The sequence below is a fragment of the Capnocytophaga sp. oral taxon 323 genome, assembly GCF_001278825.1.
Taxonomy (GTDB): domain Bacteria; phylum Bacteroidota; class Bacteroidia; order Flavobacteriales; family Flavobacteriaceae; genus Capnocytophaga; species Capnocytophaga ochracea.
This window is the reverse complement of sequence record NZ_CP012589.1, coordinates 179,879-194,537: the sequence shown is the minus strand read 5'-3', so window position 1 is coordinate 194,537 and position 14,659 is coordinate 179,879. Positions and strand designations below refer to the sequence as shown.

The window sequence follows — 14,659 nt, the reverse complement described above, 5'->3', positions numbered from 1 at the left end:
TATGCTTAAAAATATTACTTTTGCCAATCCACAGTTCTTTTGGTTACTATTAGTCTTACCACTAATGGTGGCGTGGTATTGGTATTGGAATAAGAAATCTAAACCGAATGTAACTATATCTTCCACTATCGCTTTTAAGAAGATGAGTTCGTGGAAAGACCATTTATACCATTCTTTATTTGCCTTGCGCTTATTGGCAGTAGCCTTACTAATTATAGCATTAGCACGCCCACAAACCCATTCAGAAACTGCACACACAAAGATTACTGATGGAATAGATATCGTAATGGCAATAGACGTATCGGCGAGTATGCTTTCAAAAGACTTAAAGCCTAACCGTTTTGAAGCACTAAAAAAGGTAGCTTCACAATTTGTAAAAGACCGTCCTAATGACCGTATTGGACTTGTTATCTACGCAGGGGAAAGCTATACTAAAACTCCTGTGACTACGGATAAAGGTATTATCTTAAACGCTCTTTCGGAACTTACTTATGGACAAATAGAAGACGGTACAGCCATCGGTATGGGACTGGCAACGGCTGTAAACCGACTCAAAGAAAGTAAAGCCAAGAGTAGAGTTATTATCCTCCTTACCGATGGGGTGAACAACACAGGGTTTATAGACCCACAAACCGCAGCTGAGTTGGCTGCTGAGTATGGTATTAGAGTATATACAATAGGGATAGGCACCAATGGAACGGCGCTCTCTCCTTACGCACTCAATCCTGACGGTAGCATAATGTACCGTATGTTACAAGTGGAAATAGATGAGCCTCTAATGAAAAAGATAGCTGAAGTAACACACGGGAGATACTTTCGTGCCACTGACAACCAAAAGCTCCAACAGATTTACGATGAAATCAACAAGATGGAGACTACCAAGATTGAAGAGTTTAAATACACTGAGGTAGATGAGAAATTCAGACCCTTAGCGATAATTGCTGTTGTTTTATTACTTCTTGAGTTTTTATTAAAAAATACTATCTTTAGAAACGAAATATAAAAAATTGTCGTATCTTTGCCCCCGCAATGAAAAGAAAACTTATCAACATATTATTATCAGCGCTTATCCTGTTCTCCAATTCAGGGTGGGCGATTACTTTTCATTATTGTAAAGACACCTTATCGTCAGTGTCCTTAGAGTACCCTACTTCTGCGAGTGAGGAAGAGGAAGACTGTACTACAATGGACTCTTGCTGTGCTTCGGATGACGATGAGGACGAAACAGAAACTTCACATAAAAAATGTTGTGACGACATATCTATCACTTCTTCTATTTCTGATAGTACATCGGTAGTAAAGGTATTGGAGTTGCAATTACAACCCTTTGTAATAGCTACCCCTACCCTACCTATATTAGAGGAGGTAAGCATTACTGAGACGGTAAAGAAATCTATCACTACTGATTTCTTTACACAACTGAATGCTCCGCCTCTGTACGAATTGTACTGCCAGAGAGTGTTTTATTCAAGTAACAGGTAAAAGATAAAAGGTAAGAGGTAAGAAATTTACCTCTGTTTTCTAATCCTTAAATTCTAATTCCTGAATTGAATAAAACAGAACAATAATGTACAAAAAATATATCTTTTTATTAGGGCTGTTGTTGCCCTTGTCGCTCTTTGCTCAAAATTTTAGCAAAGGGAATGTAGTCGATGAAAACAACACACCACTTATAGGTGCTGATGTATATTGGGAAGGTACCCAAATAGGGACTTCTACCGATAACGAAGGAGCTTTTACCTTGAAACGACCTGAGGGAAGTTCTACTTTAGTAGTAAGCTATGTAGGGTATAAAAAGAAAACTGTGAAAGTAAGTGGTAACACACCCTTACACATTCAGTTAGAGCCCGAAACTACTTTGGAAGAAGTAGTAGTAAGCTACAAACGTGCTAATACAATGAAATCGCAGTGGCAAGTAGCCGATGTGCACACAATGAGCAGTGGGGAACTGCTGAAAGCCGCTTGTTGCAACCTATCGGAGAGTTTCTCTACCAATCCGTCGATTGATGTGAACTTCTCGGACGCTGTTACGGGTAACAAACAGATAAAGATGTTAGGTTTAACCAGTCCGTACATACTAATGGCAGAGGAGAATATTCCTACGATGCGCGGAGCTTCGCAAGCCTACGGACTCTCGTTTGTGCCTGGTACGTGGATTGAGAGTATCCAGATTACCAAAGGAGCAGGGAGTGTGATTAACGGGTATGAAAGTATTTCGGGGCAAATCAATTATGAAATAGAGAAGCCTATCAGTGCCATTCCTTTTTTCTTGAACTTATACGCATCGGAGGATAACCGCTACGAAATCAACGCACATACCAATAAAAAGCTCTCTGATAAATGGGCGACTACCCTCTTTGCTCACGGCAATGTGCGTCAGCAAAAAGCTGACCACAATCACGATGGTTTTATAGATAACCCGATAGGTAACCAAATCAACTTGTTGAATCGTTGGCAGTACGCCGATGCTCAAAAGGGTTGGGTAGGCTTTTTGAACCTCCATTATATGAAAGATGAGCGCCAGGCAGGCGAATTGCGCTTTAATCCGCTGACTGACAAAGGGACTACCAAAGCTTGGGGCAGTGAGGTAAACTCCGAACGCCTCAGCGCATCTAACAAAATAGGGTATGTATTTCCTGATACGCCTTATAAGAGCATAGGCTTACAAAACTCTTTCCAATCGCACAAGCAGGATTCCTACTTTGGTTTGAATCGCTATGATATACACCAAAAGAGTTGGTATGGCAACTTGATATACAACTCTATCATCACCAATACCAAGCACAAGTTTGCCACAGGGCTCAACGGTACTTACGACGATTACAACGAGATGCTTAGTACTAGGGCTCTCACAGAGGATTTTTCACGTGTAGACCGCTCGGTGGGTGCCTTCTTTGAATACACTTACGACAATTTGAGCAACTTCAGTTTTGTGGCAGGGGTACGCGCCGACAGTCATAATCACTTAGGAAACTTTATCACTCCACGCTTGCACGTGCGTTACAATCCTTGGAAGCAAGCTACTTTTAGAGTATCGGCAGGACGAGGCAAACGAGCTGCTAATGTGATTGCTGAGAACCAACAGCTCTTGGCTTCTGCACGAGAGTTTACTATCGTAGGAAGTAATGGTGGTAAGCTCTACGGTTTGAACCCTGAAATCGCTTGGAATTACGGCGTGAGCTTTTTGCAAGCGTTTAAAGTATTGGGCAAGAACGCTGAGTTCTCTATAGACTTCTACCGCACTGATTTTGACAATCAAGTAGTAGTAGATTTGGATAATTCACCCCAACAAGCCTTGTTCTATAACCTCAATGGTAATAGCTTTGCTAACTCTTTACAAGCTGAGTTTAGCATCACGCCTGTCAAAGGTTTGGACTTTAAAGCAGCCTACAAGTATTACGATGTGCAAACACAGTTTACCAAAGGACAATTGGAGAAAACTCTTACTCCCAAACACCGTTGGTTTGCCAATGTAGCTTACGAGACTCCCGAGCGTCACGAGAACAAACATTCGCAATGGAAGTTTGATGTAACTTTCAATTGGTTAGGAGAACAACGCTTACCTACTACGGCTACGAACCCAGTGGCTTATAGGCTTAACGATTACGCTCCCTCATTTGCTACACTCAATGCCCAAATCACCAAAGTATTCTCTAAGACTTTTGAGATATATGTAGGCGGTGAAAATATCACCAATTATAAACAAGAGAACGGAATTTTGGCTGCCAACGACCCTTTTGGTGCGTATTTTGATAGTACTATACAGTACGCTCCTGCTTTCGGACAGATGTATTACGCAGGATTAAGATTTAAAATTCTATAATTAGCAAATAATAGTTAGTGGTTAGAAAGCTAACGATTAATGACTAAAAACGAACAACTAATAAGTATTTTTCAGAATGAAAACACGTATTTTATTATGGGTAGCTTTGAGTTTCTTTGGACTCACTACCGCAAGTGCTCAACAAGCACCTAACAAAAACAAGAAAGTAGAGTTTGCCGTAGGAGGCAACTGCGAACAGTGCAAAGCGCGCATAGAAAAAGCAGCTTACAGTGTAAAAGGCGTAAAGAGCGCTAATTGGAACATCAAGAGTGGGAATATGACCCTTATTTTTGACGAACGCAAATGTAGCGAAAGCGATGTACAAAAAGCCATTGCCAAAGTAGGACACGACGCAGGCAAAGAACGCGCTGATGACGAAGTGTACAATAAGTTACACCACTGTTGCTTGTACCAACGCTTGCCTTAGAACCTAAGCAAAAACATAATCATAGGAAGAGATAAGTCCATCTCTTCCTATTTTTTTATCATTTGTATATAAAATATATCAAATAAAGTAGTATCTTTGCGACTGTTAAATTATTAGAGATGATAGATTACTATAAAACCTTAGGGGTAGAAAAAACTGCTACCCAAGACGATATAAAGAAAGCTTACCGCAAGTTGGCGCGCAAGTATCACCCTGATATGAACCCCAACGATAAGACGGCAGAGCAGAAATTTAAAGAGATTAACGAGGCTAACGAAGTACTTAGCAATCCTGAAAACCGTGCTAAATACGACAAGTATGGCGAACACTGGAAATACGGAGAAGAATACGAAAAAGCCCAACAACAGCAACGCTCCCAAGGTGGTTTTGGAGGATTTGAAGGCTTTGGCGGAGGTAACTACTCTGAGGGAGACTATTCTGATTTCTTCAGAGATATGTTTGGCGGACGGACTTCGGGATTTGGTAGAGGTTACGGTAGTGCCTCAGGTAAGTTTAAAGGACAGGATATTTTTGCGGATATGTCGCTACCACTGCGAGAAGTGGCAACTGCTCAGCAACGTACTTTTACGGTGAACGGCAAGAATATACGCATCACAGTACCTGCGGGGGTATATGAAGGGTTGCAAATTAAGCTAAAGGGTCACGGATACGAAGGATATAACGGAGGACCTAACGGTGATTTGTATATCACTTTCCATATTGAACCCGACGCTCAGTTTGAACGCAATGGCAACGATTTGAAAACTACTGTAAATATCGACCTATATACAGCTATGTTAGGTGGCGAAGTGCAGATAGACACCCTCAGTGGTAAAGTGAAAATGAAAGTAGCTCCTGAGACACAAAATGGCACTACGGTGCGCTTAAAAGGTAAAGGTTTTCCTGTGTACAAGCAAGAAGGCTCATTTGGCGACCTTTTTGTAACGTATCAAGTACAATTGCCTAAAAATCTTACGGAACAACAAAAAGCATTATTTGAACAACTTAAAAATTCATAATTATGAAAGATAGAATTTCAAGAGAAGACATCGTTCGTTTGTACAATATAGAAATCACATTCTTTGACGATTTAGAATCAAGTGGACTTATAGAAACGGAAGTGATTGACAACACTACTTACCTGCATTACGACCAGCTTTCGGCTTTTGAACGTTTTACTAATTGGCATTACGACCTTGATGTGAATATGGCTGGGTTGGAGATTATTCATAGGCTATTACAACAAATTGAAGAATTAAAGGGAGTGAGATTGGAGGTAAAAGATAATGGTTAATGATTAATGGTTAATTTGGGAGAAGCTTATAGAAAGCTTATAGGAAAGACGGTGCGAGCCGCACGGGTAGTCGTAGCACGACAGGCAGGTGCGAGCCGCACAGGCAGATAAACAATTAACGAACAAAAGACGAACAAAAGACGAACAAAAGACGAACAAAAGACGAACAAAAGACGAACAAAAGACGAAGGAAGGGCAAACAAATGACGAACAAAAGACGAAGGAAGGGCAAACAAATGACGAAGAAATGATGAAGGATAATGGGGGAAAGCTTAAGGATTGATTATTGCAGATTTAAAGGAGGTATGTTAACTTCATACTTATATATTTATGCTGTTTTAAACTTGATATCATTATAACAAAAGGAATGAAAATCATTACATTAACTACTGATTTTGGTTTACGAGATTACTCGGTGGGAGCTGTAAAGGGTGCTATTTATAGTAAGTGCCCCGAAGCTTGCGTGGTAGATATCTCGCATTTGATATCACCTTTTGATGTGTTTCAAGCTGCCTTCATCTTAAAGAATGCTTATGTACATTACCCAAAAGGGAGTATACATATCATAGGAGTAGATGCGGAGCGCACTCCTGAGAAAAGACATATGGTAATGAAACTGAACGGGCATTATTTTATCGGGGCTGATAACGGTATTTTTCATCTTTTAGCAGAAGATAAAAAGAACGCTGAACTGTATGAAATAAAAGGCGAACAAAGCACTGAACTTTTCCCTACGCTGTATTCATTCCCTTTGATTGCCCAGAAAATATGTGAAAATATCCCCCTTAACAAAATAGGCAAGAAAACCGATACGTATTTAGAGGCTACTCATTTTAAACCAGAGATATCTGCTGATAGACGTTTCGTTTACGGTACGATTATTTATATTGACCACTATGGCAATGCGGTGAGCAATATCAGTAGGAAATTATTTGAAGAAATAAGGCAGGATAGAGCTTTTGAGGTTATCTTTAATATGTATACCTTCAAAAAGATTTATAACCAATACAGCGAATTTATTGATTTTAGTGTTCCTCTTGACCTTCGCGCTCCTGATGGAAAACGAATGCTTCTGTTTAACGACCTCGACTATTTGCAGTGTAGTGTTTACAAAAGTGATACTCATACAGTGGGGGGAGCTTCTTCTTTATTAGACATCAATTACCTTGATAGAGTGAGCGTTCACTTCATTTAATAGCAAATAAAACAACCCAATGAAGAATGAGAAAAAAGTGAACGAAGGTAAAAATATGGAAACTTTTTTTGTTTATTAAGTTTTTTGTTATACCTTTGCCCCCGATTTAGAACACTTAATACAGTAATTTAAGAAAAATGAAAAAAATAATTACTACAGTTATCATAATAGTCCTTGTAGGATTAATGGGGCTCCGCCTATATTCTAACAAACAGAAAAATGCTGAAGAGGTAGCTATTGTAGCCCAAAAAGAAGCCCAAGTAGCCGTACGTGCTGCCAAAGTAACAGAAGAAAAAGTAGCCGACCTTTTTACGGCTAACGGTACTTTTGTAGCGGAACAAGACCTGAATGTATCTTCAGAAGTAGGAGGACAAGTCATAAAAATTTACGTAAAAGAGGGTGATTTTGTGAGAGCAGGGCAAGTATTGGCACAAACAAAAGCCGACAGAACCAATGTGCAGTTAGACAATGCCAAAGCGGTACTCGAAACTGCAAAATCGGATTTAAAGCGCTTTGAAAGTGCTTACCAAACAGGAGGAGTTACCGCTCAACAATTGGAACAAGCGCGCTTGCAACTCAAAAACGCCCAAGCAAACTACAATTCGGCAGCTATTGTATCGGGTGATACAGCGGTACGTAGTAAAATCAACGGGATTGTAACTAGCAAAGAGGTAGAAGAAGGAACACTTGTAAGTGCCGGACAGACGTTATTCAACGTGGTAAATATCGACAATTTGAAATTGAAAATTACCGTAGATGAAAGTCAAGTAGGAGAACTAAAAGTGGGGGATGTTGTTAAAATAAAACCTAGTACTTCCTCAGAATTAGTAGACGGAAAGATTATTTTTATCGCACCGAAATCTAATGGAGCTCTCAAATTCCCCGTAGAAATATTGGTAGCCAACAAAGATAAAAAGCTAAAAGCGGGAATGTATGCGACTGCACAGTTCGGCAGTGGTAATGATGAGGTTACAGCTCTTGTGGTACCTCATTCTGCTTTCGTGGGTAGTGTGAGCCAAAATAAAATTTTCAAAATAGTAAGTAGCAAAAATGCTAAAGGTCAGGAGGTGCTTAAAGCTGAAATGGCAAATGTGAAAAGCGGTCGCAATTTTGGTGATAAGGTAGAAATCATCAGCGGACTTACTGTTGGTGAAGAAGTGATTACCAGTGGACAAATTAATATAGATAACGGAACACCTGTGAAAATAGTAGAGTAACTTACTATTTATCTTAATATTTGAATCTCTCCGTCTGTATCAAACCTAATCAGACGTGAGGGATTTTTTATTTGAGTATCGTCTTGACGGTAAGGTACTACATAATCACATTGCGCAATAATTTGGGGATTAATGAGTTGGTAATACAAAGGTGTTGGCTCTCCACTGATATTAGCAGAGGTAGAGACTATAGGTTTGCCAAAATCGGCAATCATCTGTTGGCAGAACACATCTTGCACGACCCTAATGGCCACTGTATTATCAGCAGCTATCACGTTCTTAGCCAAATGCAAAGGGTGACTATAAATAATAGTGGTAGGCTCTTGCAAGGTTTGAAGATAGGTAAGCACCTTAGGAGGTATATCTGTTACATAGTGCTGTAACATCTCTGTATCACTCACTAAAATGATGAGGCTTTTGCTCTCACTGCGTTGTTTTATTTGGAAAATCTTAGCTACCGCTTCAGGATTTGTAGCATCACACCCCAAACCCCAAACGGTATCGGTGGGGTATAGAATTACCTTTCCTGCCTTTAATATTTCAGTTATCAGATGGTTATTTGCCATTAGTTTTGTAATTTTGCCCGCAAATATATGTAAAAAATGTATACCTCCATCATATCATTCTTTAAAAGTTTTTCTTTCTTCAAAGGGTGCCTCAAAACCATTGCGGTGCTTATTCCCTTAGGGTTGGGCTATTGGTTTGACCTAATGGATATTGGCTTACCCATAGCTTTGAGTATTGTTGCAATTTCGCCCAGCGATATTCCAGGGAATCAAAAACACCTCTATGGTGGTCTTTTCATAGCAACATTACTAGCAACTATCAGTTCTACTTTGGTAAACCTCACGGCTCCTTACGAATACTTGTTACTGCCTACCATATTTCTACTCACCTTCGGAAACGCTTATATTTCGTTATACGGACATCGCGCTACAATGGTAGCTTTCGCGGGATTATTTGAGATAGCCTCTACTTTAGCCCACTTGCAAACAGGGTGGGGTATTGTTTTGTACAGTGGTTGTGTGTTATTAGGAGGTTTGTGGTACAGTGTATTAGTGTATATATTCCTAAAAATACGTCCACGTTTGTACAGTGAACAGCTATTAGGGAAGTGCTTTGCTCTTACGGCAGAGTATTTTTCGGTAAGAGCTGATTTACTCATCGCCAAAGACAGAAGCGAGGGACTCAAAAAGCTCATCAACCTGCAAACAAGCCTCAATGAAAAATATGAAAAGCTCCGTGAAGCCGTACTTGATTCACGGAGCAAATCAGGTAAAACCGATTACCTGCAACGCCAATTTTTAATGTTTATAGAGCTGGTGGATATCTTCGAATTAGCTTTAGCCAACCCCGTACAATATGAGAAAGTGGACAAGGCTTTTGCCGAGCATCGCGAATATTTACAAACTTATGTAGATTTCCTCAAAGAGCTATCGAGACAGCTACAACAAATGTCCGAATACATTGGGTCACGCAAAAAGATACAATTAGACAACTGTTTAAAAGACTTATTAACGCAAACCAAAGAGAAGAACGAAGCCTTGAAAGCACTTTCAGAAGTATCGGAAGAAGATAAAGAACGCGCTTTGCTGTTGCGAAATTTTTATATCTACATAGAAAGTCAGTATCATTCTATTGAAAATATCCGACATATTTTTGAGAACTATTACAGCAACGATGCAGGGGTACGCGATGAGAGTACTTATCGCAAGTTTGTGAGTTACCAAAACTACTCGTGGCGACGGCTCAAAGACCATATATCTTTAAAATCTACCTTTTTTAGGCACGCAATGCGCCTATCTATAGTGGTATTTTTGGGTTACCTCATAGGTGATATATTCCCTATCAACAATGCCTACTGGATTATCCTTACCATCTTCATTATTATGCGCCCTGGTTTTGGGATTACCCAAGAGCGCTCACTCAGCAGGGTTTATGGCACTATGATTGGTGGGGTTACTTCGTTTGCAGTGATTTACCTACTCCCCTACCCTAGTTTGTACCTCTATGTCGCTATTTTGTGTATGCCTATTGCTTTTGGGTTGATTCAGGAGAACTATATGTACGCTTCTATATTCATCACTATCAGTGCGATATTTATTTTTGCACTGATTACACCTAATGTTTACAGCCTTATTTATGACCGCCTATTGGATACCGTTATAGGGGTTGGGCTATCGTTTGCAGGGAATTATCTCATTTTGCCTACGTGGGAACACAATACTTATAGGGAAGCGGTTACCAAATCAGTAAAAGCTAATATCGGTTACTTACAGCAAGTAAAAGAGATTTTTAACACCGGAGAAGGGATTACCACTGCCTATAAAGTATCGCGCAAAGAAGCTGTGTTGGCACTCTCAAACCTAAATACCACCTTCCAACGAATGTTACAAGAGCCGAAGTTTATGCAGTACAAAAATCCATCAGTATACGGGATTATCGTGATACAGCAAGCCTTCTTAGCCTCTGTGGCTTCGTTTGGTATTAGGTTGAACAGCAAGAAAGTAACCTTCCCTAAAGCGGTATTCAACGAGGCAATTGAGAGTCTTATAGCAGCCTTGCAACACTGTTTGACGTTACTTGTTGAACCTACGGCTACTGCTCAAACTGATTATAAAATGCCTATTGAACAATTTAATCAGTCCATTAGAGAAATAATAGACACTCATCAAAATACAGATACCTCTTCACCTATCTCAATGCGAGAGACACAATTCTATGGAGAACAGTTCAACTATCTGTTTGGATTAGCGAAGAACTTAGAACAAGCTATTCGGTCTATCAATACGTAATAAAAACTAAGGCGTCACCAAATTGATGACGCCTTAGTTTTTATTATTTATCTTATAATTATAATTGTTCTACAAATGGAATAGTTACTAACCAAAAGCCTTAAAGTAAAGCTTCGAGGTTATTGAAAACTTCTAACATAAGTATAGTATTTTAAGATAAAAAGCAATATCTCTTAGCGAATTGTTTTGGGGTCTACCCCCATATTCACAATCGCTTGGCGAATATCAGCAAAAGTTTTGAGATTAGCCTTCCCTTTTACCAATTCGTAATTGGTTCCTTTTTTAAGGTAATTAATCAAGCTAGTCTGTCCTCCAAAGTAAGAAGGTTTAACTTGGTCAATAGAAGTACCATTTTTAAGTGCTGTAAAGAACATACTATATTGGTTCGCACGTTCCTCTATCTCTCTTCTACCTTGGTTAAATTCAAACATTACCACACTCCAATCATTGCCTTCCAAACGTTTTAAATTCATTTTCACTCTATCTACAACTTCTTCAGAACAAGCCTGTGAATTAAAGCGTTTCATATCTGTAACAAAGGTTTCTGTAAGCGATACATTTTTAGCGATAGGTCGAGTAGTATTCTCTCCTCGTTTCACTGTTTTAGGATCGCGTGGCTCACTTATAGTTACAGGTCTTTCAGTATTGTAAGAAGGGGTAACTGTTTTAGGTGTTCTTCCTACTGTAGTTTCATTTCTATTAACAACAGTTGCTTCAGATTTGGTAGCAGGTTGCTCTTCTCTCTTAGGTCTTTCTACAGCCACTTCCACTTGGTCACGTGCTTTACTTTCTCTAATTATTCTTTGCAAATCTGTTTGATAAGACTTTAATTCAGAACTACCTCCTTTTAAATAAGGACGCAAAAGGCTATCTACTTGTTCACTATTATAAGCAGAATAATCAAAATCCTTTAAGAAATTTTCCCATACGGCTTTTTCAAACTCAGGTCGTAATTTATCTGTAAGGAAATTGCGCTTTTGGGCTTCTGCTATAAAAAGACTTCCCTTAGGGTCTGCGTGAGTTTCTTTCCAATTATTCACATCCAAAAGAAATGCCATTGCAGGCGAAATCAAATCTATTTTAAGAGTATCTTTGCTATTTGCTTCCACCATTTTAGCTAACTTATTGAGTTGTTCTTCACTTAATAACAGAGTGTCTTTCCCCTCTTCTTTGAAGCTAACAACCAATTTTGTCTCAGCGATAGGCAAGCTCTTTTTTAACCTAATATAAGAATCCTCAATCTCGTAAGTGCGCTCATCTATATTGGTTAAGAAGTGCATTTCGTCTATTTCACTCTCCGAATTGATTGCCACATAAGCCTTCACAGGATTTTTAAGCATCGGGAAAATAAACCAATAGCCTACACCTACTAATATTAAAACAAAAGCAACAGCCGAAGCAATCTTTATCCAAAACGCACGAGACTTAGTGTTCATCTCTATCGCTTCGCCTCGTTCAGTGGTAGCAACTCCTCTGTTTACTACTGATAAACCATTAGAAAACTCAGGACTCTCTGAGCCAATCATTTGTGGATTGTAAGCTCCTTTAGCTCTATCAAAATTAACCTCTCCGCTCTTCGATATACTAATAACTCTTCCTGTATCTTGATTTTCAAACTCAAAATGGTATAAGTTCTCAGGTAAAACAATCTCTACAGGCGAATCACTACGCAAGTTTTTACTAAATACAATACCATTGATTTTTAGAGATACTGAAGTTATAGTACTCGAAATAATCGTAAACTGATACTTTTCAAAAGGTACTGATAAGGCTACCCTATCATCTACCATATAGTTACTCTTGAAAACAATACCATTGTAACTAAGGTTGAATACATTACGCGCCTCATCTCCTTTTAGTAAAAAGTAATATCCCTTTGTATTAGAGTATAGCTTAGCTTTAAAAGTCGTACTCTCTAATGATAAGAACGAAATGTATTTCTCAAATTCTCGTTGAGGAGTTTCCACGTACACCTTAAACTCTTTTGGAGCAAACGGAATTAAATCAAAAGTATAATTGTTTTGTACTTTCTTGATATAACCTCTTTTTATTGCTTTCTTAATCGTATCGTGATAAGAGAACATCTCGTGGTATCTTGATTTTTCAAGAAGCACTTCAATAGTATCATCGTCCGAAAAGACTTCGTTCATATAGGTAGCTCCCACGTCTTTACCATTCTTCATAAAAGCTAATATCTTAATATTAGCATTAGAAGGCACAAACCGAGAAGCTCCACTACTTCCTCCTGCATTGGTTGTTTGGAAAGTAGATGTACTTGTTCTGGGTATTGCGTATTCTGGAAAGAGAAAGTCAATACTATAAGCTCGAGGGTCTTCCACAAATTCTTTGCGCAAGAACACAAGGTCTTGGTATTTCTCAAACTCAGGACGGTAAGGCATATTGAAGTACTTATCTACCTCATAAATATCCATATAAGGGAAAACCTTAGGCATATAGCTTTGGTCTAATGCGAAAGAAGCCGTTACTGGTTCCTCTACCAACTGCTTTTCATACCCTCTCAGAAGATTAAAATATGGGAATATATCCTCTTTTTCATTGAGTAACGGAATATTGTTCTCGTAATTGATATGCTCTGCAAAGTACATATCCATTAACAAGTTCAATACTTGTCGTACCCCTCTCCATTGTAAAAAATGTGGTATATACAATGAAATGGCTATATACACACCGCTTTGTCCATTCACTTCTTTTGAGGAACGGTATTGTGTGTATATCTTGTAACTATTGCTAAACTGCAATGTGTAAAAATCTACACGCGGGGTGTGTATGCGTATAAAGGCACTGATATCTTTCAATCTGTCCTTTACTTCTTGCAGCTGAAAGTTAACTCCTTGTGAGGCTAACACCTTGCATCCCTGCTTGTAACCCCATATTGTTAGACCTATTGTATTAATTTTGGATTCCATAGTATTTTTTGAGATTCTGCTAAAATTGGTACAAAAGTACACATTATTTTTAATATACAAAAATTTTATTGTAAAAAAAATACCTACAAAGGTAAATTTCCCTTATAGGTATCAAAAATTATAATTGATATGAACTATTTAAATCCTTATAATTTATTAGTTTCCAGCAGGTTGCTCAGTAGCAATTTCCGCTTTGGGCTCTTCAGCCTTTTCTGCAGGTTTTGCCTCTACTTTTGCTACTTCTGCTACAATTTCAAATGGAAAATCAACAATTACTTCACGGTGTAAACGGATAGAAGCATTGTATTTCCCAGCACGTTTGAGAGTGTTACCAGCGATAGAAATAAATTTCTTATCAATATCGTGACCCGCTTTGGCTAATTCTTGTGCCAAATCACCATTATTAATTGACCCAAAAAGCTTATCTCCAGCACCTACTTTGGCAATGATTTTTACCGCCAATGACGAAAGTGCTTGAGCTGTTTTCTTAGCCTCATCAATAATGTGTTGCTCTTTGTAAGCTTTCTGTTTTAAATTTTCAGCTAATACCTTTTTTGCTGAGGGAGTAGCCAAAATTGCAAATCCTTGCGGAATGAGGTAATTACGTCCGTAGCCGTTCTTTACTGTAACGACATCGTCCTTAAAACCTAAATTATGTACGTCTTGTTTTAGTATAATTTCCATAGTTTCTACTCCTGTTATTATTTTAATAAATCGGCTACATAAGGCATTAATGCCAAGTGGCGTGCTCTCTTCACAGCGGTAGCCACCTTGCGTTGAAACTTCAATGAAGTACCAGTAAGACGACGAGGTAACAACTTACCTTGCTCGTTTACAAACTTCAAGAGGAAGTCAGCATCTTTGTAATCAATGTATTTAATACCTGATTTTTTAAAACGACAATATTTCTTTTGTTTTGAAGTGTCGATGTTTAGCGGAGTAAGATATTTGATATCTCCTTTTTTTTGTTCTACTGCCATT

General features: G+C 38.7%; 14 protein-coding genes. 10 read left to right on the top strand and 4 right to left on the bottom strand.

The window, feature by feature from the left end:
* Position 1 precedes the first annotated feature (1 nt).
* The 9 genes from AM608_RS00890 (at position 2) to AM608_RS00850 (ending at position 7,956) form a co-directional block, all read left to right on the top strand.
* Positions 2-1,003, top strand: coding sequence for a VWA domain-containing protein (locus tag AM608_RS00890; protein WP_053580451.1), 1,002 nt, complete (start codon positions 2-4; stop codon positions 1,001-1,003).
* Between the two features lie 26 nt (positions 1,004-1,029).
* Positions 1,030-1,482: a hypothetical protein gene (locus tag AM608_RS00885; protein ID WP_053580450.1), complete on the top strand. Its 453-nt coding sequence runs from the start codon at positions 1,030-1,032 to the stop codon at positions 1,480-1,482.
* 85 nt (positions 1,483-1,567) lie between these two features.
* Positions 1,568-3,823 (top strand): TonB-dependent receptor domain-containing protein, encoded by a 2,256-nt coding sequence (locus AM608_RS00880; RefSeq protein WP_053580449.1) that lies wholly within the window; start codon positions 1,568-1,570, stop codon positions 3,821-3,823.
* A gap of 76 nt (positions 3,824-3,899) precedes the next feature.
* Positions 3,900-4,250, top strand: coding sequence for a heavy-metal-associated domain-containing protein (locus AM608_RS00875; protein WP_002671387.1), 351 nt, complete (start codon positions 3,900-3,902; stop codon positions 4,248-4,250).
* Between the two features lie 119 nt (positions 4,251-4,369).
* Complete coding sequence (locus AM608_RS00870) at positions 4,370-5,269, top strand: DnaJ C-terminal domain-containing protein (RefSeq protein ID WP_009422336.1); 900 nt, start codon at positions 4,370-4,372, stop codon at positions 5,267-5,269.
* A 2-nt stretch (positions 5,270-5,271) separates the two neighbouring features.
* Positions 5,272-5,544: a chaperone modulator CbpM gene (locus AM608_RS00865; RefSeq protein WP_009422326.1), complete on the top strand. Its 273-nt coding sequence runs from the start codon at positions 5,272-5,274 to the stop codon at positions 5,542-5,544.
* Between the two features lie 88 nt (positions 5,545-5,632).
* Positions 5,633-5,827 (top strand): hypothetical protein, encoded by a 195-nt coding sequence (locus tag AM608_RS11950; protein WP_053580448.1) that lies wholly within the window; start codon positions 5,633-5,635, stop codon positions 5,825-5,827.
* 84 nt (positions 5,828-5,911) lie between these two features.
* Complete coding sequence (locus tag AM608_RS00855) at positions 5,912-6,739, top strand: S-adenosyl-l-methionine hydroxide adenosyltransferase family protein (protein WP_053580447.1); 828 nt, start codon at positions 5,912-5,914, stop codon at positions 6,737-6,739.
* Positions 6,740-6,876: 137 nt separating this feature from the next.
* The gene (locus tag AM608_RS00850) at positions 6,877-7,956 is read left to right on the top strand and encodes an efflux RND transporter periplasmic adaptor subunit (RefSeq protein ID WP_053580446.1); all 1,080 of its coding nucleotides are present in this window, start codon (positions 6,877-6,879) and stop codon (positions 7,954-7,956) included.
* Positions 7,957-7,964: 8 nt separating this feature from the next.
* On the opposite strand, the gene AM608_RS00845 is transcribed toward AM608_RS00850, so the two are convergent.
* The gene (locus AM608_RS00845; RefSeq protein ID WP_015782738.1) at positions 7,965-8,522 is read right to left on the bottom strand and encodes an L-threonylcarbamoyladenylate synthase; all 558 of its coding nucleotides are present in this window, start codon (positions 8,520-8,522) and stop codon (positions 7,965-7,967) included.
* A 36-nt stretch (positions 8,523-8,558) separates the two neighbouring features.
* Between AM608_RS00845 and AM608_RS00840 the strand changes: the two genes are divergently transcribed.
* Positions 8,559-10,751, top strand: coding sequence for an FUSC family membrane protein (locus AM608_RS00840; protein ID WP_053580445.1), 2,193 nt, complete (start codon positions 8,559-8,561; stop codon positions 10,749-10,751).
* Positions 10,752-10,924: 173 nt separating this feature from the next.
* On the opposite strand, the gene AM608_RS00835 is transcribed toward AM608_RS00840, so the two are convergent.
* From AM608_RS00835 to rpsR, 3 genes are all read right to left on the bottom strand, one after another.
* Entirely contained in the window at positions 10,925-13,678 is a 2,754-nt protein-coding gene (locus AM608_RS00835; RefSeq protein WP_053580444.1) for a hypothetical protein, read from the bottom strand.
* Positions 13,679-13,834: 156 nt separating this feature from the next.
* Complete coding sequence (gene rplI, locus AM608_RS00830; protein WP_053580443.1) at positions 13,835-14,362, bottom strand: 50S ribosomal protein L9; 528 nt, start codon at positions 14,360-14,362, stop codon at positions 13,835-13,837.
* Positions 14,363-14,379: 17 nt separating this feature from the next.
* Positions 14,380-14,658, bottom strand: a complete 279-nt coding sequence (gene rpsR, locus AM608_RS00825; RefSeq protein WP_002671374.1) for a 30S ribosomal protein S18 — start codon at positions 14,656-14,658, stop codon at positions 14,380-14,382.
* Position 14,659 lies beyond the last annotated feature (1 nt).